Annotated in this window: 28 protein-coding genes, 2 tRNA genes and 1 riboswitch; of the genes, 20 read left to right on the top strand and 10 right to left on the bottom strand. The window is 65.2% G+C overall.

The window, feature by feature from the left end; genetic code table 11:
* Positions 1-22: 22 nt before the first annotated feature.
* From IEW81_RS04500 to IEW81_RS04475, 6 genes are all read left to right on the top strand, one after another.
* Positions 23-95, top strand: a tRNA-Thr gene (locus tag IEW81_RS04500).
* Between the two features lie 191 nt (positions 96-286).
* Positions 287-1,129: a hypothetical protein gene (locus IEW81_RS04495; protein ID WP_097060266.1), complete on the top strand. Its 843-nt coding sequence runs from the start codon at positions 287-289 to the stop codon at positions 1,127-1,129.
* A 50-nt stretch (positions 1,130-1,179) separates the two neighbouring features.
* A complete protein-coding gene (locus tag IEW81_RS04490) occupies positions 1,180-2,610 on the top strand; it encodes a D-alanyl-D-alanine carboxypeptidase/D-alanyl-D-alanine-endopeptidase (RefSeq protein ID WP_218839987.1) in 1,431 nt (476 codons plus the stop codon).
* Positions 2,611-2,625: 15 nt separating this feature from the next.
* A complete protein-coding gene (locus tag IEW81_RS04485) occupies positions 2,626-3,219 on the top strand; it encodes an isochorismatase family protein (RefSeq protein WP_097060268.1) in 594 nt (197 codons plus the stop codon).
* Positions 3,212-3,787, top strand: coding sequence for a hypothetical protein (locus IEW81_RS04480; RefSeq protein ID WP_097060269.1), 576 nt, complete (start codon positions 3,212-3,214; stop codon positions 3,785-3,787). Before IEW81_RS04485 ends, IEW81_RS04480 begins: the two co-directional genes overlap by 8 nt.
* A 3-nt stretch (positions 3,788-3,790) precedes the next feature.
* A complete protein-coding gene (locus IEW81_RS04475) occupies positions 3,791-4,579 on the top strand; it encodes a TrmH family RNA methyltransferase (RefSeq protein WP_097060270.1) in 789 nt (262 codons plus the stop codon).
* A gap of 78 nt (positions 4,580-4,657) precedes the next feature.
* Here the strand turns inward: IEW81_RS04475 and IEW81_RS04470 are convergent, their stop codons facing one another.
* Complete coding sequence (locus tag IEW81_RS04470) at positions 4,658-6,508, bottom strand: ABC transporter ATP-binding protein (protein WP_097060271.1); 1,851 nt, start codon at positions 6,506-6,508, stop codon at positions 4,658-4,660.
* Between the two features lie 169 nt (positions 6,509-6,677).
* On the opposite strand from IEW81_RS04470, the gene IEW81_RS04465 reads away from it, so the two are divergent.
* The 3 genes from IEW81_RS04465 to IEW81_RS04455 are packed head-to-tail and all read left to right on the top strand — an operon-like array spanning position 6,678 to position 9,237.
* The gene (locus IEW81_RS04465; RefSeq protein WP_097060272.1) at positions 6,678-7,601 is read left to right on the top strand and encodes an ABC transporter ATP-binding protein; all 924 of its coding nucleotides are present in this window, start codon (positions 6,678-6,680) and stop codon (positions 7,599-7,601) included.
* Positions 7,598-8,395 (top strand): ABC transporter permease, encoded by a 798-nt coding sequence (locus IEW81_RS04460; protein ID WP_097060273.1) that lies wholly within the window; start codon positions 7,598-7,600, stop codon positions 8,393-8,395. Before IEW81_RS04465 ends, IEW81_RS04460 begins: the two co-directional genes overlap by 4 nt.
* Complete coding sequence (locus tag IEW81_RS04455) at positions 8,392-9,237, top strand: ABC transporter permease (protein ID WP_097060274.1); 846 nt, start codon at positions 8,392-8,394, stop codon at positions 9,235-9,237. The genes IEW81_RS04460 and IEW81_RS04455 overlap by 4 nt, the downstream gene beginning before the upstream one ends.
* A 29-nt stretch (positions 9,238-9,266) precedes the next feature.
* Here IEW81_RS04455 and IEW81_RS04450 read toward each other — a convergent pair whose 3' ends face one another.
* Genes IEW81_RS04450 through ribD form a run of 5 tightly spaced genes read right to left on the bottom strand, consistent with a single transcriptional unit; the run spans position 9,267 to position 14,043 of the window.
* Complete coding sequence (locus IEW81_RS04450) at positions 9,267-10,547, bottom strand: MFS transporter (RefSeq protein WP_229671238.1); 1,281 nt, start codon at positions 10,545-10,547, stop codon at positions 9,267-9,269.
* A gap of 43 nt (positions 10,548-10,590) precedes the next feature.
* The gene (gene ribH, locus IEW81_RS04445; RefSeq protein WP_097060276.1) at positions 10,591-11,067 is read right to left on the bottom strand and encodes a 6,7-dimethyl-8-ribityllumazine synthase; all 477 of its coding nucleotides are present in this window, start codon (positions 11,065-11,067) and stop codon (positions 10,591-10,593) included.
* Positions 11,064-12,356 carry a GTP cyclohydrolase II gene (ribA, locus tag IEW81_RS04440; protein WP_097060277.1) on the bottom strand — a complete coding sequence of 431 codons (1,293 nt, stop codon included), beginning with the start codon at positions 12,354-12,356 and terminating at the stop codon, positions 11,064-11,066. Before ribA ends, ribH begins: the two co-directional genes overlap by 4 nt.
* The gene (locus tag IEW81_RS04435) at positions 12,353-12,955 is read right to left on the bottom strand and encodes a riboflavin synthase (protein ID WP_097060278.1); all 603 of its coding nucleotides are present in this window, start codon (positions 12,953-12,955) and stop codon (positions 12,353-12,355) included. Before IEW81_RS04435 ends, ribA begins: the two co-directional genes overlap by 4 nt.
* A complete protein-coding gene (gene ribD / locus IEW81_RS04430) occupies positions 12,955-14,043 on the bottom strand; it encodes a bifunctional diaminohydroxyphosphoribosylaminopyrimidine deaminase/5-amino-6-(5-phosphoribosylamino)uracil reductase RibD (protein WP_373285369.1) in 1,089 nt (362 codons plus the stop codon). The genes IEW81_RS04435 and ribD overlap by 1 nt, the downstream gene beginning before the upstream one ends.
* A gap of 79 nt (positions 14,044-14,122) precedes the next feature.
* Positions 14,123-14,276: riboswitch (FMN riboswitch) on the bottom strand.
* 111 nt (positions 14,277-14,387) lie between these two features.
* Between ribD and IEW81_RS04425 the strand changes: the two genes are divergently transcribed.
* Positions 14,388-15,149 (top strand): SDR family NAD(P)-dependent oxidoreductase, encoded by a 762-nt coding sequence (locus IEW81_RS04425; protein WP_097060279.1) that lies wholly within the window; start codon positions 14,388-14,390, stop codon positions 15,147-15,149.
* A gap of 11 nt (positions 15,150-15,160) precedes the next feature.
* On the opposite strand, the gene IEW81_RS04420 is transcribed toward IEW81_RS04425, so the two are convergent.
* Positions 15,161-16,357 (bottom strand): pyridoxal phosphate-dependent aminotransferase, encoded by a 1,197-nt coding sequence (locus tag IEW81_RS04420; RefSeq protein WP_097060280.1) that lies wholly within the window; start codon positions 16,355-16,357, stop codon positions 15,161-15,163.
* Between the two features lie 63 nt (positions 16,358-16,420).
* Positions 16,421-17,737 carry a UDP-glucose dehydrogenase family protein gene (locus IEW81_RS04415; protein ID WP_097060281.1) on the bottom strand — a complete coding sequence of 439 codons (1,317 nt, stop codon included), beginning with the start codon at positions 17,735-17,737 and terminating at the stop codon, positions 16,421-16,423.
* A 271-nt stretch (positions 17,738-18,008) separates the two neighbouring features.
* Here IEW81_RS04415 and IEW81_RS04410 point away from each other — a divergent pair.
* The 6 genes from IEW81_RS04410 (at position 18,009) to IEW81_RS04385 (ending at position 21,433) form a co-directional block, all read left to right on the top strand.
* Positions 18,009-18,081 (top strand) — tRNA-Trp (locus IEW81_RS04410).
* A gap of 51 nt (positions 18,082-18,132) precedes the next feature.
* Positions 18,133-18,414 carry a preprotein translocase subunit SecE gene (gene secE, locus IEW81_RS04405; RefSeq protein WP_097060282.1) on the top strand — a complete coding sequence of 94 codons (282 nt, stop codon included), beginning with the start codon at positions 18,133-18,135 and terminating at the stop codon, positions 18,412-18,414.
* Between the two features lie 62 nt (positions 18,415-18,476).
* Positions 18,477-19,481, top strand: coding sequence for a transcription termination/antitermination protein NusG (nusG, locus tag IEW81_RS04400; protein WP_097060283.1), 1,005 nt, complete (start codon positions 18,477-18,479; stop codon positions 19,479-19,481).
* A gap of 92 nt (positions 19,482-19,573) precedes the next feature.
* Positions 19,574-20,005: a 50S ribosomal protein L11 gene (gene rplK, locus IEW81_RS04395; RefSeq protein WP_097060284.1), complete on the top strand. Its 432-nt coding sequence runs from the start codon at positions 19,574-19,576 to the stop codon at positions 20,003-20,005.
* Positions 20,005-20,697, top strand: a complete 693-nt coding sequence (gene rplA, locus IEW81_RS04390) for a 50S ribosomal protein L1 (protein WP_097060285.1) — start codon at positions 20,005-20,007, stop codon at positions 20,695-20,697. Before rplK ends, rplA begins: the two co-directional genes overlap by 1 nt.
* 97 nt (positions 20,698-20,794) lie before the next feature.
* Positions 20,795-21,433, top strand: coding sequence for a GNAT family N-acetyltransferase (locus IEW81_RS04385; protein WP_229671237.1), 639 nt, complete (start codon positions 20,795-20,797; stop codon positions 21,431-21,433).
* Between the two features lie 38 nt (positions 21,434-21,471).
* Here IEW81_RS04385 and IEW81_RS04380 read toward each other — a convergent pair whose 3' ends face one another.
* A complete protein-coding gene (locus tag IEW81_RS04380) occupies positions 21,472-22,437 on the bottom strand; it encodes an NADP-dependent oxidoreductase (RefSeq protein WP_308421880.1) in 966 nt (321 codons plus the stop codon).
* A 110-nt stretch (positions 22,438-22,547) separates the two neighbouring features.
* On the opposite strand from IEW81_RS04380, the gene IEW81_RS04375 reads away from it, so the two are divergent.
* A complete protein-coding gene (locus IEW81_RS04375; RefSeq protein WP_097060286.1) occupies positions 22,548-23,156 on the top strand; it encodes a Pr6Pr family membrane protein in 609 nt (202 codons plus the stop codon).
* A gap of 3 nt (positions 23,157-23,159) precedes the next feature.
* Positions 23,160-23,840, top strand: a complete 681-nt coding sequence (locus IEW81_RS04370) for a DUF998 domain-containing protein (protein WP_097060287.1) — start codon at positions 23,160-23,162, stop codon at positions 23,838-23,840.
* Here IEW81_RS04370 and IEW81_RS04365 read toward each other — a convergent pair.
* Positions 23,796-24,395, bottom strand: a complete 600-nt coding sequence (locus IEW81_RS04365; protein WP_097060407.1) for a YqaJ viral recombinase family protein — start codon at positions 24,393-24,395, stop codon at positions 23,796-23,798. The genes IEW81_RS04370 and IEW81_RS04365 overlap by 45 nt on opposite strands.
* A gap of 122 nt (positions 24,396-24,517) precedes the next feature.
* On the opposite strand from IEW81_RS04365, the gene IEW81_RS04360 reads away from it, so the two are divergent.
* Together IEW81_RS04360 and IEW81_RS04355 are read left to right on the top strand one after the other, a co-directional pair.
* Positions 24,518-25,261 carry a sugar phosphate isomerase/epimerase family protein gene (locus IEW81_RS04360; protein WP_229671236.1) on the top strand — a complete coding sequence of 248 codons (744 nt, stop codon included), beginning with the start codon at positions 24,518-24,520 and terminating at the stop codon, positions 25,259-25,261.
* Positions 25,258-26,376, top strand: a complete 1,119-nt coding sequence (locus IEW81_RS04355; protein WP_097060288.1) for a Gfo/Idh/MocA family protein — start codon at positions 25,258-25,260, stop codon at positions 26,374-26,376. The genes IEW81_RS04360 and IEW81_RS04355 overlap by 4 nt, the downstream gene beginning before the upstream one ends.
* Positions 26,377-26,611 lie beyond the last annotated feature (235 nt).

Below are 26,611 nucleotides of genomic sequence, written 5' to 3'. Positions count from 1 at the left end.
GTGCCTCGGGTAACCCGGGCCCGCCGCCTTAGCTCAGTCGGTAGAGCATCTCACTCGTAATGAGAAGGTCAAGAGTTCGATTCTCTTAGGCGGCTCCGTAACGCTTCCAAGCGGGCAGCATGTCCCCCGTTGATGGGGGCATCCGGTAACGAAACACCCCCAGTTCTGGGGTCGACCGGTTGATTCTGTCCCTCAATGCTTGCGGGCAGTCGAGCCTTACCAATATCGTGATCAGTAGGCACACGCTATCGGGGGATGGTGCCGCTGTGGTACGGGGGTACACACCATGAAAAAATCTGCATTCCTTTCGTCGGCCGCTACGGTCGTCCTGCTGCTCATAGCGCCGCTCATCGGCGGGGCAGGGCCGGGCCTCAACATGTCGGTCGTCGCGGACGTGGGCACAACTGCCCCACCGCTCGCGATTAGGCCGGTCGCCGCATCCATCGCTGCCGCACCTCGTATCGCCATCGCCACCACCACCCGGGTCGCCCCGGAACCTGCTGTCGTGAACACCGCAGCGTCTGTCGGTGTCACCAGCCAGAGCTGGGCGAACCTTGTGCACAAGTCGGTGCCGAAGTCCGTCCCGTTGATCGTCGGCAGCGGAGCCGTGAATACCGGAGCTGCAGGAGCGCCGCAGGCTCCCGGTTGCCCTGCTGCCGCGGGTGGAAGCGTCGGTTCAGCCCCCGGAGTCACCTCTGCGGGGGGCGTCGCGGGAACCACCTCAAATGACCTCGCATCGTTCGCCTTCCAGTACAACGCGATCAGGATGGCGAATTGCCTCGAGCCGATCTCGTACAGCAACTTCCGCTACGACTCCTGCATGGAAGCGCGACTGTTCTGGATGGCCGAATCGCCCAGCCCTGATCCGCTGGACGCTTGGGGCCACATTGGCTCGGTGCGCATCGACGGAGTTCCGAGCACCGGATGTGATGGCAATCTCGCTGGTGGATCGGGTAACACCGGCGCGACGGTGGCCCAGAAGTGGTGGGATTCGACCTCCCACCGTGCCTCGCTCTATCGCCCGGGTTCCAGCATCGGCGGCGCGTGCATAGCATTCGCGATGAGCCACGGCGGGATCGACGAACCGGCCTCGTTCGTCAGGGCCGCAGCCCGCTGGACCACCTGCTGAGTCTGTCAAACTCACGGGGAGGACGGCCAGCGTCTCGGTATCATTGACCGATGAGTGACGCGCAACCGCCCCAGGGAAAGTCACGCGGCGGCATGAGCACGGTGATCGGCAGGCATCCGACGGCATGGCTCATCACGGCGCTGGCGCTGGTGTTCGTGCTGTTGGGTACCGGGGCGGTCTTCCTCGGCTTCTCGAGGGCGCCCGCGTCCAGCGCTGCCGTTGCTGTCCCAACGAGCACGCCCCCGGCGAAACCCGCCCGGGTCAGGCCCGATTCCGCGCAGCCGGCCGTGAGATTGCGCACGTGTTCGGTGGGCTCGGCTGCTGCCGACCCGCTATTGGGAACGCTGGCGGCATCCGTCGTCGACGCCACCACAGGCGCGACCCTGTTCGATCGATCGGGAGCGTCACCCCAAAGCCCCGCCGGAGCATTGCAGCTTCTGACGGCGGCGACCGCCGTTGCCACGCTCGGGCCCGGTGCGACCCTGTCGACGAAGGTCGTCGACGGCACGACGCCGGGAACGATCGTGCTGGTCGGAGGGGGCGATGCGACGCTGTCGACCTCTGAAGACAGCGTCTACCCCGGAGCGCCGCTGGTGTCGGATCTCGCGACTGAGGCGATGGAGAAATACACGGCGGCCCACCCCGGGGTGCCCATCACCAGCATCATCCTGGATTCCACGCTCTGGGACCCCGCCGACAACTGGAATCCGTCGTGGCCGATTTCAGAACGAACCGACGGCTACCAGCCGTTCATCACCGCTCTCATGGTGGATGGCGACAGGGCTGATCCGACGCAGCTCGTCAGTCCCAGGAGCGAAGACCCGATCGCGCGAGCCGGCCAGGCCTTCGCCGCCGCTGCCGAACTCACCGATGTCACCTTTGCGGGCGGTAAGGCAACCCGGTCGACAGTGCTGGCCGAGGTGACCTCGCAGCCCATCTCCACTCTCGTGAGCCAGATGTTGATGAACAGCGACAACGCGCTCGCCGAGATGCTGGCCCGATCGAGTTCCCTCAAGCAGGATCTCGGTGGTTCGTCGGCGTCATTGCAGGAGGTCGTGCGCTCAGCGATGGACGGGCTCGGGATGACCGGAACCGAGGTGCTCGTCATCAAGGACGGTTCCGGCGAGAGTGCGAACAACGCGGTGCCCCCTGTCTTCATCGCCCAGTTGATGGTGAAGATCAGAAACGGCGAAGACGGTCTGGATGTGGTGTTCGACGGCATGCCGGTTGGCGGTGCCTCGGGCGATCTCGCGGAGAGATTCACGGGCGACAACGCCGCAGCCGGATCCGCGACCCATGCGAAATCCGGCTGGATCTTCCACGAGCGTTCCTTGGCGGGATTAGTGACGACGGCGGACGGCACTGCGCTCACCTTCGCGTTCTACGGGCTGGGTGACGCCATCACGTTCGACACCCGCGAGTCACTCGACACGCTCGTCGCAGCGGTGCACAGTTGCGGCAACAACCTGAGCAATAACTAACCTGGAGGTGCAACTGTGAGTTCGGCGCTTTTCATCATCGATGTGCAGAACGACTTCACCGAGGGCGGTGTTCTCGGCGTGACGGGCGGGGGGGTGGTTGCGTCGGGCATCACGCGGCTGCTGGCAGAGCATCCCGAATCGTACGACCACGTCTTCGCATCGCGCGATTGGCACGATGGCGACAACGACAATGGCGGGCATTTCAGTGAGTCGCCCGACTTTGTGGATTCGTGGCCAGTGCACTGCGTCGCCGGCAGCGCGGGTGCCGAATATCACGCGGCGCTCGACCTCGGGCCGAGCGTCATTCACGTGCGCAAAGGCCAGGGAGTTCCCGCGTATTCCATCTTCGAGGGCACTAGGGGCTCCGGAGAGGTGGTGCAGGATGTGCTCTCGCGCCTCGGCGTGACCACGATCGACGTCGTCGGGATCGCCACGGACCACTGCGTCCTCGCGTCGGCCCTCGATGCGTTGGGAGCCGGATTCACCGTGCGCGTGCTCACAGATCTCGTTGCCGGGGTGGCGCCGGAGTCGAGCGCAGCGGCGCTCGAGCGACTCGCCTCGGCGGGGGCGACAGTCACCAGCTCGACGCCTCGCGGGCTCCGTGACTGACGACGAGCGGGACGACGAGTACGACGACTACGACGACGGAGAGTTCGAGCCGCTCGCGGAACCTCGAGATGTCGAACCCGTCCGCACTCGTGGCCAGGGGCTGAGACTGGGTGTATCGCTCGTGGTGGCCGGTCTCTTGGTCGGCGCCATCGTCGCGGTCGGTACCGTTGTCGTCGGTAGCTTCGCCCAGTCCGAAGCTGGCTTGTGCCGCATCACCTGGGCACCATGTACCGAACTGTCGCTCGGTAGTGTGAAGGCACTGAGCGGCGTCGACCTGCCCGACGGAACCAGGGTGGAGAGCGGATTCTCGCGCGAGTCTGACCGGTCTCCTGAGTTCCGCGCAGTGGTCACTCTTCCTGAGGGCGCGCTCTTCTCACTGTCGACCGACTACGGGGAGCTCGATGGCAACCAGTCAGCTTTGGTGCCTGCGGTAGACGATGCGGACATTACCGCAGTGCGGTACTGGCTGAGATTTGAACAGCCCAGCGGCAGCGTCTCGGCGGCCGCACAGGGCATCGACGCACAAGGGCGTATGGTCATCCTGTTCGATACCCACAGGCTGGAGTGAGCGGTGCAGGTCATTCCGATCACCGATCTCTCCGACCCGAGGCTGAGCGACTTCTCGCACCAGACCGATGTGGCGCTGAAGAAAGCGCAGGGCACGGAACACGGGCTCTACATCGCCGAGTCTGCCCTCGTGCTCCAGCGTGCGATTCGTGCCGGGCACCGACCACGGTCTGTCCTGGCGCTCGGTAACACCGTCAAGGAGGCGATCGCGCTCGTGGGGCCCGATGTGCCGGTGTTCTCCGGCCCACCGGAATTGCTGGAGCAGCTCACGGGCTATCTCCTCCACCGTGGACTCATCGCATCGATGCACAGGCCCGCACTTCCGGACGTCGAGGAGTTGCTGGCCGGAGCCCGGCGGGTGGTCATCCTCGAGAATGTCGCAGACCCGACCAATGTCGGCGCCATTTTCCGCTCGGTTGCCGGCATCGGTGCCGATGCCGTGCTGGTCACGGCCCGCTGCTCAGACCCGTTCTACCGACGTGCGATCCGGGTGTCGATGGGCACGGTGCTGCAGGTTCCCTGGTCAAGGATCGGCCCGTGGGCGGAGGCGCGTGAGCAACTCGCCGGATTCCACATCGCCGCCCTCGCCCTGAGCCCGCAATCGGTATCGCTGCGAGAGTTCGCCGAGTCCGTGCCGGATCGGGTCGCGCTCGTGCTCGGAGCCGAGGGGGAGGGGCTCACCCCCGAGGCCCTCGACGCGGCCGACACGGTCGTCAGGATTCCGATGGCGCACGGCATCGATTCCCTGAACGTCGCAGCGACGGCCGCTGTCGCGATGTACGCGATCGCCTAATCGCGCGAACGCCATTGTTGCGCCGTCGGCCGCAAGGGGTAGTTGGCGTTCCCGGGGCGCCCCGGCCCCACCCGGCGATCAGACGAGAAGCTGATGCTTGGCGAGTTGCTTGTAGAGCGGGGTGGTCGCGACGAGCTCAGAATGAGTTCCGATGCCCACGACCCTGCCGTGATCGAGCACCACGATCTGGTCGGAGTCGACCACGGTAGACAGGCGGTGAGCGATCACGATGAGTGTGCGGTTCTCCGCCACGGCGTCGATCGCCTCGCGCAGCAGCTGCTCGTTCAACCCGTCGAGGGATGATGTCGACTCGTCGAGCAGCAGGATCGGCGCGGCGGCGAGCAGCGCCCGGGCGATGGCGAGCCGCTGGCGCTCGCCGCCCGAGAGCATGATCCCATCCTCTCCGACGGGCGCTTCCAGGCCGAGCTCGTTGCGCTCGAGCACCTCGGTGAGATTCACCGACCGCAACACGTCGACACACTGCTGGTCCGTGGCATCCGGTGCACCGATGCGCAGGTTCTCGGCGAGCGTGCCGGCGAGCACAGGGGCATCCTGCTCGACATATCCGATCTGTGCTCGGAGTTCTGTGCGATCGAGAGCGCGGATGTCTACCCCGCCGAGCCTGACGACGCCAGCCTGCGGGTCGTAGAACCGTTCGATCAGGGCGAGGATCGTGCTCTTGCCCGCACCGGATGGTCCGACCAGGGCTGTGCGCTTGCCCCGAGCAGCCGAGAACGACACCCCACGGAGCACGGCCCGCGGTTCGGTGGCCTCGACCCCGGGTGATGAGCCGTTACCGGAAGGGGCCGCAGGAGCGACCGGCGGCACCGTGTATTCGAAGTCGACGTCGTGGAACGAGATCGCATCCCCCGACGCGATCGGCGGTGCCGCGTTGTCCGCGATTCGCGAATCGTCCTGGGTCTCGGTCGGCAGGCCGATGATCTCCTGGATGCGGCCGAGGGCACCCAGCGCCTGGTTGACCGAGTTGATGGCCCCGAACGCGGTCGTCAGCGGCATGATCATCATGAAGAGGAACAGGATGAACGACACGAGGTTCGCGATGGTGATCGCGCCGCTGGCCACCCTGAACCCGCCGACGCCGAGCACCATGAGCAGCGATACCTGCAGCGCGATCCCCGCCACGGGCACGACGAGTGCGGAGATCCTGGCGACCGCGATCCCCATGTCCCAGGCGCCTTTCGCATCCTTCTCGATGGTGGCGATCTCACGATCCGTGGCGTTGGATGCCCGCACCGTACGGATCGCGCCGAGGGCTCGTTCGACGGCGGCAGACAGGTCGCCCACCTTCTCCTGCTGCTTGCGACTGGCGATTCTGATGCGTCCCGAGAGCAGCACGACGGTCACGACCGAGATGGCAATGACCAGCACGGTCAGGCCGAGCAGCAGCGGGTCGATGATGAGCATGGCGATGAGCGCTCCGACGAACACGAGCGAACCGCCGACCGCATCCACGAGCCCCTGGGTGATGACCGCGTACAACAGCGTGGTGTCCGAACCGACGCGCGAGACCAGGTCCCCGGTGCGGCGGGAATCGTATTCGCGGATCGGCAGCCGCATCATCCGGTTGATCAACTGGCGTCGGGCCGAGAGTACGACCGAGGTGCCGGTGCGCTGCAGGAGATAGTGCTGGAATCCGCTGATCATCGCCGAGGCGACGACGAGGCCTACGAGCACCCAGACGAGGGTGCCGAGGGTGTCTCCGGCCTGTACCCGCGTGATGACCTGGCTGACGAGCAGTGGCTGCGAGAGAGAGGCAGCAGCCCCGACGATGCTGAGCCCGATAACCACGCTGAGGATCTTGCGGTGCTCCGCCAGGTACGGCAGCAGCTGCCGGAAGGTGGCGCGGGGGCCGCCTTCGTCCTTGGCGCCGAATCGCGATCGCGGGGAGCGTGCAGGGGAGTTGCTCATGATTCCTTCAGTCTTGCGTGGAGCCTGCCGCTGCGCATACTCCGAGCAACGTCACACTGGCGGGCGCTGGCCCACCCACGAGCGTACTTCGTCATCGCTGGGCGTGTTCCCGCATTTTCGCTCACCGCATCCGGCGCCGGTGTCGCGGGCCTCAGCTAGGCTGAAATCCGTGCCAGCTCCCGTGATCACTGCAACCGCCCTGACCAAGAAGTACAAGGAGTTCACCGCTGTCGACGGCATCTCATTCGAGGTCGCGCCCGGCGAATCTTTCGGGCTGCTCGGCCCCAATGGCGCAGGCAAATCCACGACCATGCGCATGGTCGGAGCGGTGTCCACCCGCACCAGCGGTGACCTCAGCATTCTTGGGTTCGATCCCGATGAATTCGGGCCGGAGATCCGGTCGCAACTGGGCGTCGTTCCTCAGGCTGACAATCTCGACACCGAGCTGCGTGTGCGGGACAACCTGCTCGTCTATGGCCGATACTTCGGGCTGTCCCGCGCCGTCATCGCGAAGCGCGCCGACGAACTGCTCGATTTCGCCCAACTCGCCGATCGCGCCAAAGCGAAGGTCGACGACCTGAGTGGCGGCATGAAGCGGCGCCTCACGATCGCCAGGGCGCTGATCAACGATCCGCGCATCCTGTTGCTGGATGAACCGACCACCGGTCTCGACCCGCAGGCCCGCCACATCCTCTGGGATCGCCTGTTCAGGCTCAAAGAGCAGGGCACCACCCTCGTGCTGACCACCCATTACATGGATGAGGCCGAGCAACTGTGCGACCGGTTGGTCGTCGTCGACAAAGGGCAGATCATGGCTGAAGGGGCTCCGGCGGCGCTGATCCGCGAGCATTCCAGCCGCGAAGTGCTCGAGGTGCGCTTCGGCTCAGAACGAAACGCGGAGGCCGCAGAAAAAGTCGAGGGAATCGGCCGGCTCGAACTGCTGCCCGACCGCATCCTCATCTATTCGGAAGACGGCGATGGGGCGCTTGCCGAGGTCGTGCGCCGGGGGCTCACCCCCATCACGAGCCTGGTGAGGCGCTCGAGCCTCGAAGACGTGTTCCTGCGACTCACGGGGCGGACGCTGATCGAATGACCTCCGTGATCACGACCCGCACCCGCCGCTGGGGTGCATGGTACGTCGCCGAGCACCGGCTGCGGACGATGCGCACGTATGCGGGCACCATCGTGGCGACCACGTTGGGCACCCCCATCCTGTACCTCTTCGCGTTCGGTGTCGGGCTCGCGACCCTCGTGACCGGCAACGTCGGCCCGGGAGGTACGAGTTACCTGCAGTTCGTGGCTCCCGCGCTGCTCGCGACGGCCGCCGTGACGGTCGGAGCAGAGGAGTACCTCCTGGGTATCCTGATGGGTTTCAAGTGGAATCCCATCTTCACCGGGATGAACTCCACGCCGCTGACAGCCCGGCAAATCATCGACGGCACGGCGATCTTCATCATCATCAGGATGGCGATCGTCGTGGTCGTCTATTACGTCGTGATGCTCGCCTTCGGCGCCGTGCCCTCGCCCTGGGGTCTCACGATGATCCCGATCGGAATCCTCACCGGGCTCGCCTTCTCGCCGCTGGCCGCATTCTCCGCGACGATCTACGAAGACAAGGGGCAGTTCCCCGTGATGCAGCGCGTCGTGGTCCTGCCGCTCACCCTGTTCAGCGGCACGGTGTTCCCGCTCACCCAGCTGCCGATCTACCTGCAGTGGATCGGATGGCTCTCGCCCCTGTGGCACGGTTCGGAGCTCGGCAGGCAGGCCTCGTACGGGCCGACTGAGCCACTCTGGCTCACGATCGTGCACGTCGTATACCTGCTCGTCTTCGCCCTCGGCGGCTGGGCTCTCACGGTGCACATCGCGACGAAGAGGCTGAACAAATGAGCTCGGTGAGGGTGAATCCTGCTGGCCCGGATGCCGCGGTAAAAATCCGCGGATCCGGCAGCGTGCGCGCGCTCTACTCCGGCAACGCTAGCGCCGTGCTGGGCCGCGGGCTGCTCGCGACCCGCAGCACGAACTGGACCATCGTGCTCACGGGAGTCTTCGAGCCGATCTTCTACCTGCTGGCGCTCGGGATCGGGCTCGGAAGCTACGTCCAGAACGTCACAGACCCGCTCGGCAACCAGATTCCCTATGCGGCATACATCGCTCCGGCGCTGCTCGCTGTGTCGGCGATGAATGGCGCGATCTACGACTCCACCTGGAATGTGTTCTTCAAGATGCATTTCGGCAAACTCTACGAGGGGATGCTCGCGACCCGACTCGGGCCGCTTGATGTTGCACTCGGCGAGATCTCGCTCGCGCTGCTGCGCGGGGCCGCGTATGGGCTCGCGTTCCTGGTAGTGATGCAGGTGCTCGGGTTGAACCTGTCGTGGTCGGCCATCCTCGCCCTGCCAGCGCTGGTCGTGATCGCCTTCGGGTTCGCGAGCCTCGGGATGGGCATCACGAGCTACCTGAAGACCTTCCAGCAGATGAACTGGATCTCGTTCCTGCTCCTGCCGATGTTCCTGCTGTCCGGCACGTTCTACCCGCTGTCGGTCTACCCGCAGGTGATCCAGTTCTTCGTGCAATTGCTGCCGCTCTGGCACGGCGTCGAACTGGTGCGCGGCCTCACGACGGGGGCGCTCGCTCCGGTAATGCTGCTGCACCTGTTGTACTTCGCGGTGATGATCGCTGTCGGGCTGTTCTTCACGACCAGGCGTTTACGCGCACTGTTCCTGGATTGAGCCAGCGCCGCCCAGCGCCGCCCAGCGCGCTACTTCACGCTCTTGATCGGGATGACCGCAAGCCCGCCGAGCACCGCTGCGATCGCGGAGCAGACGAACAACCCGGTGTAGCCGCCGAGCGCTGCGACCACGAAAGCGCCGCCGAGCGGAGCCACGGCCTGGGGCACGGTGGTCGCGATGTTCATGATGCCGAGGTCTTTGCCGCGGCTGTGAGTGTTGGGGAGCACCTGGGTTGCCAGCGCCTGGTCGACGGCCATGTAGCATCCGTATCCGAGACCGAGAAGGCCTGCGCCGACCTGGGCGATGGTGAAGTCGGGAATGAAGGCGAGCAGAAGCGCCGCGAGAGCCTGCAGGTACGCGGCGAGGTAGACGAACGGCTTGCGGCGCCCGATCCTGTCGCTGAGCCTTCCCAGCAGCAACGCGGCCGCGATGAAGAAGACCAGGTAGATGACGGTCAGCAGCAGCAGGTCATCCTGCGCCGTCTCCGGGCGGTTGAGCCCATAGATCAGGAAGTAGAGCAGCAGGGTGGTGCCGAGAGCGTTGCCGATATTGACGAGGATGCGCCCGAGCAGCGTCCACCCGAAGTCGGGGTGCGCGACCGGGTTGATCCAGAATCCCTTGACGAGCGCGAGCAGGCTGAACGGTGGGCGCAGCACCCGAGGCAGCACCTCGTCAGGCACGAAGAGCAGGAACGGCACCACGAGCGCGATGAGCAGCACAGCGACGAGGGTGTAGCCGACGAACACGCCGAGGGTGAGGCCGAGCACGAGCGCGAGCCCCAGCACGGTTCCCATCGCCTGCGGTGCAGACACCCAACCTGAGACGTAGCCACGCTGGTCGACCGGCACCTGGTCTGAGATGGTGGCGGTGATACCGGCGGACACCATGCAGAAGCCGATGATCGTCAGCGACCAGAAGATACCGATTCCGACGAGGGTGGATTGCAGGCCAAGCAAAAAGAGCGCAACGGCGAAGACCAGCGTGCCGGCGAGCATCCACGGGCGGCGGCGGCCGAAGCGCGAGGTCGTGCGGTCTGACAGCGCACCGGTGAGGGGATACACGATGAGTGCGAACGCCCCAGCGATACCGGAGATCACACCGAACGCGATGACGCTGTCGGTGCCGGATGCGCTGCCGACGAGCCCGTCGATCTGGGTGGGAAGCAGCAGCTGCACCGGGGTGAGCTGGGCCATCCAGATGCCGAGCCAGGCGGTCGCGAACAGGGCGATCCATCCGCCTGTCACCTTCCGCTTCGGTTCGGCGAACGGGGTGAATGCTGCTAGCGGCGAAACTGGCATAGGCGCGATCACTGCGCCAGAGTACTAGTCCGTCTACCGCCGAGACAGCAATGAACTACATCGAGTTTCTGATGCCCCGCAGAATGATCGCGGTAGCGAGAGCCGCCTCGGCGGCCTCCGCTCCCTTGTCTTCCTTCGAACCGGGAAGCCCGGCCCTGTCGAGGCCCTGCTGCTCGTCGTCCAGGGTGAGCACACCGAAGCCGACGGGCTTGCCCGTGTCGATGGCCACACGAGTGAGGCCGTCGGTGGCGGCGGCGCTCACGTACTCGAAGTGCGGGGTTCCGCCACGCACGATGACGCCGAGTGCTACAACGGCGTCCGCGCCAGCATCCAGGGCCACTTTTGAGGCGACGGGAAGCTCGAAGCTGCCCGGGACCTGGATCTCGGTGACCTCGGCACCCGAGGCGAGCAGCACCCGGCGGGCGCCTGCGAGCAGCCCGTCGGCGATGCTGTGATGCCACAGGCCGGAGACGATGGTGACCTTCAGGCCAGTGCCGTCGGTGTCGAATACGGGATGTCCTTCGCCGCTCATGATTGTTCTGCCTTTCGTGCCGCAGCGGTGGCGAGCACCGCGTCCAGCACATCTTTGGGGGGGATGGCGTGGCCCATGCGGTCACGCTTGACTTCGAGGTATGCCTCGTTGAACTCGCCAACCCCGACGACGAGCGGCACGCGCTCGACGATGGTGATGCCGCGCTCCTCGAGTTGGCGCAGCTTCTCGGGGTTGTTGGTGATGGCCCTGACCTTCGAGATTCCGAGGTCAACCAGGATGGCGACGGCGGCGCTGTAGTCGCGACCGTCTGCCGGGAAGCCGAGCGCGAGGTTCGCGTCGAGGGTGTCGAGCCCGTCTTCCTGCAGCCTGTAGGCCTTCAGCTTGTTGATGAGCCCGATGCCTCGACCCTCATGGCCTCTCATGTAGATGACGATGCCGCCCTGCTCATTGATCAGGTCGAGGGCCGCATCCAGCTGGGGTCCGCATTCGCACTTGCGAGAGTGGAAGACTTCGCCCGTCAGGCACTCCGAGTGCACTCGGATGAGCGTGCCGTCCCTGGGGGTGCCGGAGATCACGGCGACGTGATCGGCTCCGGTCATCCGGTCGCGATAGGCACGGAATCGGAAGGTGCCGTGGGCGGTGGGCACCGTCGTCTCCACCTCGAAGATCACGCGCGACGTCTCGGGAATGTCGACGACGACGGGCACGTCTGCGTCGCAGTGCCACTGCTGCAGGTAGTCGATGAGGGCGGCGATCGTGATGACGGGGATGTCCATCGATTCACCGAGCGCGATGAGGCCGGGCAGTCGCATCATCTCGCCATCGTCAGCCACGATCTCGCCGATCGCTCCGACCGGCACGAGCCCGGCGAGCTTCAGCAGGTCGACGGTTGCCTCGGTGTGCCCCGCCCGCTCGCGCACCCCGCCGTCTGCGGCGCGCAACGGGATGATGTGGCCCGGCCGGTGAAGACTCATCGGGGTGGATGTCACGTCGGCAAGCACGCGCAGCGTGTGCGCTCGGTCTGCGGCGCTGATGCCGGTGCTGAGGCGATCCGCGGCATCCACACTGACCGTGTAGGCGGTGCCGAGCGGATCCTCATTGTTGACGACCATGAGCGGCAACTGCAGGCGATCCGCGATCTCGTTGGTCATCGGCGCGCAGATGAAGCCCGACGTGTTGCGGATCGTCCAGGCCAGCCATTCCTGGGTGGCCGACTGCGCGGCGAGGATGACGTCGCCCTCATTCTCGCGACTCTCATTGTCTGCGACGATGACCGGCCTGCCGGCGCGCAGGGCTTCGAGCGCTGCGGGGATACTCGTAAGACTCATCGGTCTGACCTCTCAAAATTCACCATGCGTTCGACGTGGCGGGCGAGGATGTCCGTTTCGATGTTCACGCGATCGCCGACGACCTTCGCACCGAGGATCGTTGCGACGAGGGTCTCGGGGATGAGCGAGACCTCGAACCAGTCCGTGCCGACCGAGCTGACGGTGAGCGAGACTCCGTCGACGGCGATGGATCCCTTCCGGGCGACGAGCGGTGCGACATCCGGTGCCAGGCTGAAGCGGAGCACCCGCCACGCGCTTCCGTCGTTCATCGAGAGCACGGTCGACGTGCCGTCGATGTGTCCCTGCACGATGTGCCCGCCCAGCCGGTCGCCGACCTGCGCTGCGCGCTCGATGTTCACGTGCTGGCCGACCGTCATGCTGCTCAGCGTGGACATCACGATCGACACGGCCATCACGTCTGCCGTGAACCAGTCGCGGCCCTGGTCGACCACGGTCAGGCAGACGCCGCTGACGGAGATGGAGTCGCCGTGGCTGGCATCGCTGACCGCGAGGGGGGCCCGTACGGTAATGCGTGCGGCATCGTCGCTGAGCTCCCAGGCCGTGACTTCGCCGAGCTCTTCGATGATTCCTGTGAACATTAGTGACCTGCTTCTGTGATCGGTCTTGCCACTGTGATGGGACGAGCACTGAGGAGGATGTCGTTGCCGAGGTGCTCGACGCTCGTAATGCGCAATTCTCGGGCCTCGCCGATCGTGGTGACGCCGATGTCGCCGATCGCGAGCTGATTGCCGCCCAGGAGCTTCGGCGCGAGGTAGATGAGATATTCGTCGACGAGTCCGGCGGCGACGAAGGCGCTCGAGAGTGTCGGGCCGCCCTCGACAAAGGCGCGACGGATGCCCTGCCCGAACAGCCACTCCAGGATCTCGGCGAGGTTGCGGCTGCCGGTCTCCAGCACGCCACGGGGGTGATCCCACAGACGGGCATCGCCGGGGATGTGGCGCTCGCCGATAACGATGGGCAGCGGCTGGTCATCCATCAGCTCGCCGCCATCGCCACGCGCCGTGAGCGAGGGGTCGTCAGCGAGTACGGTGCCGGTGCCGACGAGGATGGCGTCACTCGCGGCGCGCTGCTCGTGCACGCGCTGGCGTGACGCCGTGCCGGTGATCCACTGGCTCGAACGATCGGCGGCCGCGGCCCTGCCGTCGAGAGTGGATGCCCACTTGACCGTGACGAATGGCCTGCCGAGGGCGGTGGAGACGAGCCACGCTCGCTGGAACTCGGTGGCATCTGGGGTAAGAACGCCGGAGACGACCTCGACGCCGGCGCTGCGAAGTTGCTCGGCTCCGCCGGCCGAACGGAGCCCGGGGTCTGACACGGCATAGACGACGCGCGCGATCCCAGCGGCAATGAGCGCGTCGCTGCACGGGCCGGTACGTCCGGTGTGGTTGCAGGGTTCGAGGGTCACGACGGCGGTCAGGCCCACGGCGCCGTCGCTCTTCGACAGGGCATCGACCTCGGCGTGCGCACTTCCCGCCCCGCGGTGCCAGCCTTCGGCGACGATCATTCCGGTCGCGTCCAGCAGCACGCAGCCCACCTGGGGGTTCGCACCGGTGGCGGGTCCGCGGGCGGCGAGCTCGAGGGCGCGGCGCATGGCCGGCTCGTACGCCTGCCCTGCGCTGCCCTGCGTTGCGCTGCGTTGCGCTGCGCCCGCCTGCTCCGCGGTCATCCGGTGTCCTTGTCCTTGTGGAAGACGGACTCCGGGTTAAGGGTCGTGAGACCGGCGGCACAACAAAATCGTCGCGACGCTCGTGCTGCCTCTCATCCGGACTGAGGGTTGTTTCCAACCCATTACCGTCGGTCCCGGAATTCCACCAGGTCAACCACCTCAGGGTTCGCACCCATCCGTGGTTCGCGGACTATCACCGCCGGTTCGGACTTTCACCGACCCCGGAGCACGTGTTTATTGCTTGCAAGTCTAGTCAACGCCGCCGGACTCCCCGTATTCCCGGAGTTACCTGTCGCCGGAGCTAGAGTGGCTCCCACGGCCGGGATCGAGGGGATGGCACCACCATGGACATCAACAACACCGTGGCACTCGTCACGGGCGGCGCGTCGGGTCTCGGGCTGGCGACGGCACGCCGCCTGCTCGATGGTGGCGCCACCGTGGTCATCGCCGACCTCGAGACCTCCCAGGGCGCGTCAGTCACCGCCGACCTCGGCCCGCGAGCACACTTCGTCCCGACCAATGTCACGAGTGAGCAGGATGCCGCTCGAGCGGTCGACGCGGCCGCACAGCTCGGCGGGCTCGATGTGCTCGTCAATTGCGCCGGAGTCACCACAGCAGCCAGGGTGGTCGGAACCCGGGGGCCGTTTCCCCTGGAGATCTTCAGCAGGGTGATCGAGATCAATCTCATCGGCACCTTCAACATGGTCAGGCTGGCCGCGGCAAGCATGGCCGAGCAGCCCACGGAGGCCGAGGAACGCGGGGTCATCATCAACACGGCGTCCGTGGCGGCGTTCGACGGGCAGATCGGGCAGGCGGCGTACTCGGCGTCCAAAGCGGGCGTTGCCGGCATGACCCTGCCGATTGCCCGCGAGCTCGCTAGGTTCAGGATCCGGGTGATGACCATCGCGCCCGGACTATTTCACACGCCCCTGTTCGACGCGCTGTCTCCAGCCACGATCGAGTCGCTCGGGTCGCAGACTCCGCACCCCGCCAGGCTCGGCAAGCCGGAGGAGTTCGCGTCGCTGGCAGCCCACATCGTTGAGAACCCGATGCTCAATGGCGAGACCATCCGCCTGGACGGTGCGATCAGGATGGCGCCTCGATGAGTCGCCCAGTCCTAGCCGAACAGCTTCTGCAGCCTCGAGACGCCCTCGATGAGCGCGTCGTCGCCGAGCGCATAGGACAGTCGCAGGTAGCCTGACGGTCCGAACGCCTCTCCGGGCACGACCGCGACCTCAGCCTGCTCGAGGATCAGGTCTGCGAGCTCGAGAGATGTCGTGGGAGTGACACCGCCCCAGGTGCGACCGAGCAGCCCCGTGACATCCGGATACACGTAGAACGCACCCTCCGGGGTCGGGCAGTGCAGCCCGTCGATCTTATTGAGCTCTGTGACGATCGTCCTGCGGCGCCGGTCGAACGACTGGCGCATGAACTCGACCTGGTCCTGCGGCCCGGTGAGGGCCTCGATCGCGGCACGCTGCGAGATGTTGGAGACGTTGGACGAGAGGTGCGACTGCAGGTTGCCGGTCGCCTTGATGACGTCGGTGGGGCCGACCATCCAGCCAAGCCGCCAGCCCGTCATGGCATAGGACTTCGCAACGCCATTGACCAGGATCGTTCGATCGGCCAGCTCAGGTACTGCCTCGACGATCGAGACCGCACGCACTCCGTCGTAGACGAGGTTCTGGTAGATCTCGTCCGCGATGACCCACAGCCCGTGCTCCAGCGCCCATTCCCCGATCGCGCGGGTCTGCGCGGGAGAGTAGACGGCACCCGTCGGGTTCGACGGCGAGACGAACAGCAGCACCTTGGTGCGATCGGTGCGAGCCGCTTCGAGCTGCTCGACGGTGACGAGGTAACCCTGATCTGCACCGGCGAAGACGTCGACGGGAACGCCGCCGGCGAGCTTGACCGCCTCGGGATATGTGGTCCAGTACGGCGACGGAAGCAGAACCTCATCGCCCGGGTCGAGCAGCGTCGCGAACGACTGGTAGACGGCCTGCTTGCCGCCGTTGGTGACGATGACCTGGGATGCTGGCACCGCCCATCCGCTGTCTCGAAGTGTCTTTGCGGCGATCGCCTCACGCAGCTCGGGCAGGCCGACCGCCGGCGTGTACCTGTAGTTTTTCGGGTCGAGCACCGCCCGGGATGCGGCATCCACGATGTTCGCTGGCGTCGAGAAGTCCGGTTCGCCTGCCGCATAGCTGATGACGGGCCGGCCCTCGGCCTGGAGGGCCTTGGCTTTCGCGTCCACCTTCAGCGTGGCGGATTCGGCGATGGCGGCAATACGGCGGGAGATGCGGGGCAGGGTCACAGGTCAAGTTTAGGGCGCGAGCGCCTGTGTCAGGGCGCACGAAGTGGCGGCCGGGAAAGGTAGCTACGGCCGGCCGAGGCCCCGGTAAGTCCACCCCGAGGCGCGGAATGCGGCCGCATCGAGGCAGTTGCGGCCGTCGACGATGATGCGGTTTTTGACGAGCCCACCGGCCCACACCGCATCCAGGTGCCTGAACTGCTCCCACTCGGTGACGAGCACGACGATGTCGGCATCCGCCAGGGCATCCTCGAGCTTCTCGGCATAGTCGAGCTGTGGATGCAGCTTCCGAGCGTTCGCGATGGCGTGTGGGTCTGTGGCAACCACCCTGGCGCCGAGCCCGCGAAGCTGAACGGCGACATCCAGCGCAGGGGAGTCGCGGACGTCATCCGAGTACGGCTTGAACGCGAGGCCCAGCACTGCCACCTTTTTGCCGAAAACTGAACCGCCGAGGGCCTCGACGGTCAGGTCGACCGCGCGCTGGCGCCGGCGGAGATTGATGGCATCCACTTCCTTGAGGAAAGCGACGGATTCCCCGCGACCGAGTTCCTCTGCTCGGGCGGTGAATGCCCTGATGTCCTTGGGCAGGCAGCCTCCGCCAAAACCGACACCGGCACCGAGGAAGCGGCGGCCGATCCTGGCATCGAGTCCGATGGCGTCTGCCAGCTGGGTGACATCGGCTCCGGTCACCTCGGCGATCTCTGCCATGGCGTTGATAAACGAGATCTTCGTCGCAAGGAACGCGTTAGCGGAGACCTTCACGAGCTCTGCGGTGGCGTAATCGGTGACGATCACGGGGGTGCCGGCGTCGAGCGCTGAGCTGTAGATCTCGTCGAGCAGCGTTTTCGCGGTGGCGGCAGCGGTCTGCGACGCGGGGAGCCCGTACACGAGGCGGTCGGGCGAGATGGTGTCTTTGACGGCGAATCCTTCACGCAGGAACTCGGGATTCCACGCAAGAATCGCTCCGGTGCCCGCGGCGGCCAGCATCGTGGCCAGGGTTTCGGCGGTCCCCACGGGCACCGTCGACTTCCCCACCACGAGATCACCCTCACCGAGGAACGGGATGAGGTCGCGCACTGCACCGTTGACATAGGTGAGGTCGGCTGCGTACGAGCCCTTCTTCTGCGGGGTGCCCACGGCGATGAAATGCACCTGTGACCCAGCGGCGTCCTCCATCCGGGTGGAGAAACGCAGCCGGCCTGAGGCGGTCGCCGACGCGAGGATCTCCGGCAGCCCCGGCTCGAAGAACGGCGCATTGCCAACCGACAGTTCGTCGATCCTGGCCCTGTCGATGTCGATGCCGATCACATCGTGGCCGAGCTCGGCCATCGCGGCGGCATGCACGGCTCCGAGGTACCCACATCCGATAACGGAAAGTTTGATGGTGTCTCTCTTTCGTAGGTGGGCTCGTTCGTCGCGCGGCGGCGTCGACCATTATTTTGTCAGAATGATCAGCCTGGCTCGTGGGCAGATCAGACGGGCTCGTGGGCAGTTGGTGCCACCGGATCGGTGATTCACCGCATTCCCGGTGCGGCGAGAGCAGGATTTCGTCCTGACTGTCGATGACATACACTGGTGGAGGTAGTTGAATTCTGCCAAGCTTTTGCGCGCCCTGGACCAGTGTTTGCAGCCGGAGAAGGGTGAGGCAGAGCGAAGGGCGGTGGCTCAATTGGTAGAGCAGCGGTCTCCAAAACCGCAGGTTGCAGGTTCAAGTCCTGTCCGCCCTGCAAGTCCCGGCAGGCATCTGTGCCAGCGGGGGTATCGGAAGGTAGAAACGAATGGCGAGAAACGTGGTCGATGATCCGAGTGAGGACGTCGTCGCCAATGCCAGAAACGACCGTGCCCAAAAGCGCGGACCGTTCGCGGGCATCATCCTGTTCCTTCGCCAGGTCATGCTCGAATTGCGCAAGGTGGTCACACCGACCCGCAAGGAGCTGGTGAGTTTCACGATCGTCGTGCTGGTGTTCGTCGTCATCATGATGGCCCTGGTGTCAGGGCTCGACTTCGGCTTCAGCGCGCTGGTCAACTTCCTGTTCGGCGATCCCACCATCGCAGGCTGATCGAACCAGCTTTCCGGCGATCGATTATCGCCCTGTGAACAAGAGCAATGAAATGAGATTTTGTGTCTGAGAACCACCGCGACGACTTCGAGCTCGCTACGGCAGCCGAGCAGTCTGGCGAGGTCGACGAAGCGCAGACGGGTAACACCGATCTGGCCGCCGGCAAGTCAGAGAACGCTGCCGAGCACGAGGCGATGCACGTGATCGACGATGACGAGGAAGAGGGCGACCTCGCCGGACTCCTCGAGGCTCTCGATGCTGCGATCGACCCCGAGGCCGACACAATTGTCGACGACGCGCTCGACATCGATTCGGTGGATGAGGCTGACGCCTCCGTCGCCGCAACCGGCGACGAAGCTGACGTGGAGGCAGAGGAAGAAGCTGCGGAAGAGCCCGACGTCACCCCTTACGACGGTCCCGAGCTGGGTGAAGAGCCAGACGCCGCGGAAATTGATCCCTACGACGCCTTCAAGGCCGAACTGCGCGAGAAGCCGGGCAAGTGGTACGTCATCCACTCGTACGCCGGGTTCGAGAAGCGTGTGAAGCAGAACATCGACAACCGCAAGATCTCGATGGCGATGGAAGACTACGTCTTCGAGGTCCAGGTTCCGACGGAAGATGTCGTCGAGATCAAGAACGGCCAGCGCAAGCTCGTGAACCGCGTGCGCATCCCCGGATATGTGCTCGTGCGCATGGACCTGAACGAAGACAGCTGGTCCGTCGTCCGTCACACGCCGGGCGTGACCGGCTTCGTGGGCAACTCGCACAACCCCCGCCCTCTCCGCTTCGAAGAAGCCTTCAACATGCTCAAGAGTCTCGTGGAGATCGTCGAAGCTCCCGCAGCCAAGGGCGCGTCCGGCAAGGGCAAGTCCCCATCACGCGTCATCCCCGCCGAGATCGACTTCGAGATCGGCGAAACCATCACCATCAAGGAAGGTTCGTTCGCGGGCCTGCCGGGTTCGATCAGCGAGATCAAGGCCGAGAGCGGCAAGCTCATCGTGCTCGTCTCGCTCTTCGAGCGCGAGACCCCGGTCGAGCTCAGCTTCGACCAGGTCACCAAGATGTAGTTTCGGCTCACGCCGACCACACACCACCGCGTCCCAGCCGGGAAAGCGGGAGAGCGGCCCAACCGGGCCACTCGAACAGAAAAGGAAAATCAATGGCACCGAAAAAGAAGGTCACGGGTCTGATCAAGCTTCAGATCCAGGCCGGCGCCGCCAATCCAGCACCGCCCATCGGGCCGGCGCTGGGCCAGCACGGCGTGAACATCATGGAGTTCTGCAAGGCGTACAACGCCGCGACCGAGTCGCAGCGCGGAAACGTCATCCCGGTGGAGATCACCGTCTACGAGGACCGTTCATTCACGTTCATCCTCAAGACCCCGCCGGCAGCAGAGCTCATCAAGAAGGCAGCGGGAGTTGCCAAGGGCTCGGGAACGCCGCATACCGTCAAGGTTGCGAAGCTCACCAAAGACCAGGTCCGCACGATTGCCGAGCAGAAGATGGTCGACCTCAACGCAAACGACGTCGAGGGCGCGATGAAGATCATCGCGGGAACCGCTCGCTCAATGGGAATCACGGTGGAAGCATAATGTCCAAGAATTCCAAGGCATACAAGGCCGCCGTCGAGAAGATCGAAGACGGCAAGTTCTACACCGCCGCCGAGGCAGTTGCAGTCGCCCGCGAGACCGGATCGAAGAAGTTCGACTCCACCGTCGAGGTCGCCCTGAAGCTCGGTGTCGACCCGCGTAAGGCAGACCAGATGGTGCGCGGCACCGTCATCCTGCCCCACGGAACCGGCAAGACCGCCCGTGTCATCGTCTTCGCGACGGGCCCCGCAGCAGACGCAGCAATCGCTGCCGGAGCTGACGAGGTCGGTGGCGCCGAGCTCATCGAGAAGGTCGCCGCCGGCTACACGTCGTTCGACGCGGCAGTCTCGACCCCTGAGCTCATGGGCCAGGTCGGTCGACTCGGAAAGGTGCTCGGCCCCCGCGGCCTCATGCCGAACCCGAAGACCGGAACCGTGACCCAGGACACCGCCAAGGCAGTGTCTGAGATCAAGGGTGGAAAGATCGAGTTCCGCGTCGACAAGCACTCCAACGTGCACTTCGTCGTGGGCAAGGCCGGCTTCACCCACGACCAGCTGAGCGAGAACATCAAGGCAGCGCTCGACGAGATCGTGCGCTCCAAGCCCAGCTCGTCGAAGGGTCGCTACATCACCAAGGGAACCGTCTCGACGACATTCGGCCCGGGCATCCCGCTCGACGTCAACTCGCTGGCGTAACCCCGATTGCGGGAAGGGGTCGACTTCGGTCGGCCCCTTTTCTGCACCCACCCCCGGCCCCGTGCCGACTCACACCTTCCGAAATGACGGAGATCTCGTGACAGCTGCCCCGGATCCGGGAACACAGCCCCTCAACGCCGACAACCCTCCGTCATTTCGGAAGGAAGCGGTTCGGAAGGAGGTGGTTCGGAAGGAGGCGGTTTGCGAGGTTGCGGTTCGTGCAGCGGTTCAGGATGATGCGGCTCTTCTCCACGCGGTCGCCGCCGAGACCTTCCCGCTGGCGTGCCCGCCCGACGCGGACCCCGAGAATATCCTCGCGTTCATCGCAGAGCACCTGTCGGAGGCATCGTTCGACGGCTACCTCGCGGATCCCGCTCGCGAGCTTTTCATCGCCGAGGTCGACGGCCGGGCCGCGGGGTATGCGATGGTGGTGCACGGCGACCCGACCGACCCGGATGTCGTGGCATCCGTCTCCACGCGCCCAACGTCGGAACTGAGCAAGCTCTACGTGCGTGCGGCTCACCACGGTGGCGGTGTCTCGACTGCTCTCGTCGATGCGGTGGTGCGGGCATCAGCGGCGCGAGGCTCGCGTTCGGTGTGGCTCGGAGTGAATGACGAGAACGAGAGAGCGAACCGCTTCTATGAGAAGAGCGGTTTCGTGATAGTCGGCACCAAGCGATTCAGGCTCGGGGAGCGACTGGAGAGCGATTTCGTGCGGGAACGACTGCTGGGCTGAGATAAGCCAGGGCCGGGCTGAAATGAGTGAGAGCCGGGTCAGCCAGGGCTGACGTTGAGCACGATCTTGCCGCGGGTGTGGCTCGTTTCGAGCGCCGTATGGGCGGCCGCGGCCTGGTCGAGTTCAAACACCTGATCGACGAACACCCTGACGTCGCCTGACTCCAGCAGTCGCGAGATCATGGAGAGCGTCGAGCCGTCTGCCGGGACGTTGTAGCCGGTCGCACGCACGCCGGCGGTCGCGGCGTCCTCAGCCATGGTCGGCCAGCCGCCGGTCGGCACGCTGACGATCAGGCCACCACGCTTCAGCAGCCCGAGCGAGCGCGTCGATGTCTGGTCGGTGAGGTTTCCGATCAGGTCGATGACGACATCCACCTCGGAGACGACATCCTCGAAGCGGCTGATGGTGTGGTCGATAACCTGGCGTGCGCCGAGCTCTCGCAGCCAGCCGATGTTCCTGGTCGACCCGGTGGTGATGACATGGGCCCCGAAGTAGCTGGCGAACTGGATCGCGAAATGCCCGACCCCACTAGCCCCGGCATGGATCAGGATGCGCTGGCCTTCGTGTGCTTTGGCGACATCTACGACCGCACCCCATGCGGTGAGCGCGGCCAGCGGTACTGCAGCAGCCTCCACATGGGAAAGGGCCCGGGGTTTTCGGGCCAGGCAGGTCGCGGGCACGCTGATGTACTCCGCATATGTGCCACCGAAGCGAGGCACCATCGTCATGCCGTACACCTCGTCACCGGCCTTGATGGGGTGGAGGTCGTACGACGACTCGACGACGTGTCCGCTGAAGTCGTTGCCCAGAACGACGGGAAATGGCCCGAAGGCTTCAGCAGGACCTGTCCCCGATCGGGATTGCGTGTCGATCGGATTGACTCCGGCCGCAACGACCTTGACAAGGAATTCGGCGTTGACCCGGGTGGGGCGCGCCACCGTCGACACTTGCAGGACATCCGGTCCGCCGGTCACCTCAATAACGATGGCTCGCATCGTGGTCATTCGCTGGCCTCCCCGCCGTGCTTCCCACCCTCAGTAAAGAGCCCCAATGAGTCAGCGCTGTTTCGGTCATGTCACTTCGCTGCAAACTCTCGAACCGGTAGCATTCGAGAGTGAAATTTCTCTTCGCTTCTTTCCGGGTCGTCGCAGGAGTGCTGGGGCTGGCCGCCGTCATCGGCACGCTCGCAGACACGGCATCCAGGTCGCCCATCAACCCGTTCAATTTCTTCGGGTTCTTCACGCTTCAGAGCAACATCCTGACCTCCGTGGTGCTGATCGTCAGTGCGGTGGTGATCTTTCTGGGCAAGACGCAATCGCCCGCGCTCATTCTCGCGAGAGGCTGCGTCGCGACGTACATCGTGATCGTCGGAATCGTATACAACACACTGCTGGTCGGGCTCCCGGGCGGGGTCGAGCTCGAATGGGCCAATACTGTGCTGCACGTAGTCATACCGCTCTATGTTGCGATCGACTGGATATTCTTCGGCGATCGTACAGCGCTGCCATGGAATCGGTTCGGGATCGTGCTCGTCTATCCGGTCGTATGGCTCGTCGTCGTGCTCGTGCGTGGCGCCACCGATGGCTGGGTGCCCTATCCGTTCCTCAGCCCGGCAACCGGATATCCTTCCGTCGCGCTCTACTGCGTCGGCATTGCTGTCGCGATCGCGGCGTTCGGTGTCGGCGCCTGGGCGATCAGCCGTGTGCGAATCCTGAAACCCTGAGGCATGCGAAGAGCTGAGCTCGCGGCGTCCCTGGGCGGCTGCATCCTCGTCATCATCTCGCTCGTGATCATCTGGGCGGCGAGGCTTACGGTGCCCCGGGAGCTGTACGTCAGCGAACTCGGGGCGGAAGGCATGCTCACCGCGGGCTGGTTCGAAGCCGCGTTGTTGTTGATCGTTGTTGGCGGCAGTGCGATCGCCTGGGCCGGTCGTCGCGTGCGTTCGAACGCGAGGGCGCTGCGCGCGTGGACCCCGGCGATCTCCCTCTGGATCGGTTGTGCGCTGTTCCTGTTCGCGTCGCAGGTCACCTGCACAGCCGGCTGCCCCCTGCCGTACGGCTCGACGTTCAACCTCCAGGACTTCCTTCACACGCTCGCGGCGGTGTTTGCTTTCGCAGCGGCCTGCTGGGCGATGCTGCAGTCGTCGTTCGCCCGAAATCACCGGGTACTTGCCGTGTTCTCGCGGGTCACGGGCATCCTGGTAGCGGTGATCGCTGGCACCGGTGGTCTGTTCTCGCTGTTCCGCTTCGAGCAGGAGCTCGGCAGTCGGATGGAGTTCGTGGCCACCACCCTCGCCATCGCCTGGCTCGTGGTGTTCGGTGCGGTCCTCGCGGCGAGGCTGGTGCGAGTCGCGCCGGCGGGCTCAGCGGTGCATGAGCCCCAGAAGGCGGTTAGCGAGGCCCACTAGAACGTGGATCTCGTTGTCGTCGCGTTCCACCCACCGGCACTCCGGCTCGGCGTTGATCGGCACGAAATCGGTGTGCTGCTCCCACACGACGAGCGTGCGCTCGGCCCCGAGTACGTACTGCTGCCACCAGACCTGTCGAAGGTAGGAGCGGGGGATGCTGCGCCAGGCATGTCCTGTGGTTTTGATCTCTGCCAGCACCACCGTGCCGTCCACCATCCCGACGCCATCCGGAGTGGCGAGATGCAGTGGCTGGCCGTGTGCATGAAACAGCGTGGAGCTCGGCTCGATGCGATGGCGTGCACGCACCCAGCGTGCAATCTCCGGCTCGCGGGCCCTGCCGTGGTCCGTGTAGGCGTTGCCGCTGAATCCCGAACCGAGCATCTTGTCCTGGAGGACGGACTGCATAGCCCGTTCACTGGAGAACCTGGCGGCATCCGTTGCGGTGACTCCGCGGCTGCGAGCCCGGATCCACGACACCCGGTCGTCTGAACTGGCGACGACCCGATCCCGATGATCCTGGGCGGGTACTTCCCACAGGTCGAGTTCGGGCTGCATGATCACTCCACCATTGTCTCCCGTTCCGCCCTCGCTCGCGGCCAGGCTCACTGGAGTTGCCGGTCCTGACGGCCGTGCTCCTAGAGTGGAGAGGCACGCCATGCCCAACAAAGGAGTTTCTCGTGTCGCAGTTTCCGTTGTCTGTCCAGCTCTACACGGTTCGCGAGGCGCTCGCCGCAGATCCGGCGGCCACACTCGAGCGCATCGCGGGGATGGGGTTCGCCACGGTTGAGCTCTTCGGGATGGTCGAGCGGGTCGACCTGTTCGAGGAGCTGCTGCCGCGGTTCGGTCTCACGCCATCATCTGCGCACTCGACCCTGCTCGGAATCGACCTGGTTCCCGTGCTGGATGCGGCACGCAGGCTCGGCGTGACGACAGTCATCGACCCGAACATCCGCGCCGAGACCTGGACGGATTCTGACGCCGTGGTGCTGGCGGCGAATGAACTCAACGCCGTCGCGCGCGTTGCGGCGGACCTCGACATCACCGTGGGATATCACAATCACTGGTGGGAGTTTGGGGAGCTCGATGGCACCACCGCCCTGGAGGCTTTCGCCGACAACCTGGATCCGGCTGTCGTGCTCGAGGTCGACACCTACTGGGCGCAGGTCGGCGGCGTAAGCGCAGTCAGCCTTCTCGAGCGCCTCGGCGACCGTGTGCGGTTCATTCATGTCAAAGACGGCGACATCAGCCGGGATGACAGGGCGCAAGTGGCCGTGGGCAGTGGCAGGATGCCCGTGGCGGAGGTTCTCGCTGCTGCACCGCAGGCGGTGCGGGTGATTGAACTCGACGACTTCGAGGGCGACGTGTTCGACGCGCTCACCGACAGCATCACGTTTCTCCGTTCGCTGGGAGAGACGCTGTGACCGGTGACGCAGGCACACGCACGGGGCGCGTTGGCGTCGGGATTATCGGTGCTGGCAATATCAGCACCCAGTACCTCGATAACCTGACCACCTTCCCCGACGTCAATGTGGTGTTCATCGCCGACATCGACCCGGCGCGAGCGAAGGAGCAGGCCGAAAAGTACGGCGTGGCCGGCAGCGGCAGCACCGAGGAGCTGCTCGCCCACGACGACATCGAGATCGTCGTGAACCTGACGATCCCCGCCGCTCATGTCGAGGTTGCGATGCTCGCCCTTGCCGCGGGCAAGCATGTGTGGACGGAGAAACCGTTCGCTCTCGATCGTCAGAGCGGTAAGGCGCTGCTGGCGGAGGCTGCGGGGCGTGGTCTTCGGGTGTCCACGGCACCCGACACGTTTTTGGGCGCGGGGCTCCAGGCCGGGAAACGGCTCATCGAGAGCGGCAGCATCGGCGCTCCCCTCACGGCACTCGCGCTGTTCCAGAGCCCTGGGCCCGAGTCGTGGCATCCGAACCCCGATTTCTTCTACGTGCGGGGCGGTGGCCCGCTGTTCGACATGGGGCCGTACTACCTCACCACTCTCGTCCAGAATCTCGGCCCGGTGAAGCGGGTGGCCGCGACCTCGTCGGTGTCGAAGCAGTCGCGGGTGATCGGGTCGGGCGGCCGGGCTGGAGAGCAGATTCCCGTCGAGGTGGCGACCCACATCAGTGCGCTCATCCAGTTCGAGGGCGGAGCCTCGGCCCAGTGCATCTTCAGCTTTCAATCGTCGCTGCCTCGCACCGGGCTCGTCGAGTTCGCCGGAGCTGACGGCACCCTCGTCTTTCCCGACCCGAATATGTTCGAGGGTGACCTGCTGCTGTGGGCGGATGGTGCGACGCAAGCAGAGATCATCCCGACGACGTCGGCGGTTGGGCGAGGTACAGGAGTCGTCGAGCTGGCCAGGGCCATCCGTGCAGGCGTGCCCGAGCGGGCATCCGGGGAGCAGGGCTACCACGTGCTCGACGTGATGGTCTCGATGATCGAGGCTGCCGAATCCGGGGAATTTGTGACAGTCGAAAGCACGGTCGGTGCGGCTGTGTCACTGCCAGAGGGTTGGGATCCCCGCACAGCGACCCTGTAGCCCGCCACAGCTCACGCTCGAGGCAAAGGGCAGCACCGGCTTTGGCCTGGCGATCGTCAGCGCGGTCATGGAGGCGCTCGGCGGCCGAGCCGAGACCCTGAGCAAGCCGGATCAGACGGTGTTCCGCATCATCCTTCCGCTCGCCGCGAACCCACCCTCTCGACGGGATGGAGCGCTTCTGGACGGGATTGAGCCCTTCTGGAGACTCTGGCCGCACTCGACACCTTTTCGCGGT

The organism is Salinibacterium xinjiangense, from assembly GCF_014645015.1.
Classification (GTDB): domain Bacteria; phylum Actinomycetota; class Actinomycetes; order Actinomycetales; family Microbacteriaceae; genus Rhodoglobus; species Rhodoglobus xinjiangensis.
This window is presented reverse-complemented; position numbering and strand designations above follow the sequence as displayed.

What these genes read in the sequence shown, in the direction of transcription:
- ribA (WP_097060277.1), bottom strand. Translation starts at nt 12,356, where the DNA reads ATGAGTCTTACGAGTATCCCCGCAGCGCTCGAAGCCCTGCGCGCCGGC.
- IEW81_RS04460 (WP_097060273.1), top strand. Translation starts at nt 7,598, where the DNA reads ATGACCTCCGTGATCACGACCCGCACCCGCCGCTGGGGTGCATGGTAC.
- IEW81_RS04365 (WP_097060407.1), bottom strand. Translation starts at nt 24,395, where the DNA reads ATGCAGCCCGAACTCGACCTGTGGGAAGTACCCGCCCAGGATCATCGG.
- IEW81_RS04425 (WP_097060279.1), top strand. Translation starts at nt 14,388, where the DNA reads ATGGACATCAACAACACCGTGGCACTCGTCACGGGCGGCGCGTCGGGT.
- IEW81_RS04370 (WP_097060287.1), top strand. Translation starts at nt 23,160, where the DNA reads ATGCGAAGAGCTGAGCTCGCGGCGTCCCTGGGCGGCTGCATCCTCGTC.
- IEW81_RS04495 (WP_097060266.1), top strand. Translation starts at nt 287, where the DNA reads ATGAAAAAATCTGCATTCCTTTCGTCGGCCGCTACGGTCGTCCTGCTG.
- IEW81_RS04380 (WP_308421880.1), bottom strand. Translation starts at nt 22,437, where the DNA reads ATGACCACGATGCGAGCCATCGTTATTGAGGTGACCGGCGGACCGGAT.
- rplA (WP_097060285.1), top strand. Translation starts at nt 20,005, where the DNA reads ATGTCCAAGAATTCCAAGGCATACAAGGCCGCCGTCGAGAAGATCGAA.
- IEW81_RS04490 (WP_218839987.1), top strand. Translation starts at nt 1,180, where the DNA reads ATGAGTGACGCGCAACCGCCCCAGGGAAAGTCACGCGGCGGCATGAGC.
- ribD (WP_373285369.1), bottom strand. Translation starts at nt 14,043, where the DNA reads ATGACCGCGGAGCAGGCGGGCGCAGCGCAACGCAGCGCAACGCAGGGC.
- IEW81_RS04435 (WP_097060278.1), bottom strand. Translation starts at nt 12,955, where the DNA reads ATGTTCACAGGAATCATCGAAGAGCTCGGCGAAGTCACGGCCTGGGAG.
- IEW81_RS04470 (WP_097060271.1), bottom strand. Translation starts at nt 6,508, where the DNA reads ATGAGCAACTCCCCTGCACGCTCCCCGCGATCGCGATTCGGCGCCAAG.
- secE (WP_097060282.1), top strand. Translation starts at nt 18,133, where the DNA reads ATGGCGAGAAACGTGGTCGATGATCCGAGTGAGGACGTCGTCGCCAAT.
- IEW81_RS04455 (WP_097060274.1), top strand. Translation starts at nt 8,392, where the DNA reads ATGAGCTCGGTGAGGGTGAATCCTGCTGGCCCGGATGCCGCGGTAAAA.
- ribH (WP_097060276.1), bottom strand. Translation starts at nt 11,067, where the DNA reads ATGAGCGGCGAAGGACATCCCGTATTCGACACCGACGGCACTGGCCTG.
- rplK (WP_097060284.1), top strand. Translation starts at nt 19,574, where the DNA reads ATGGCACCGAAAAAGAAGGTCACGGGTCTGATCAAGCTTCAGATCCAG.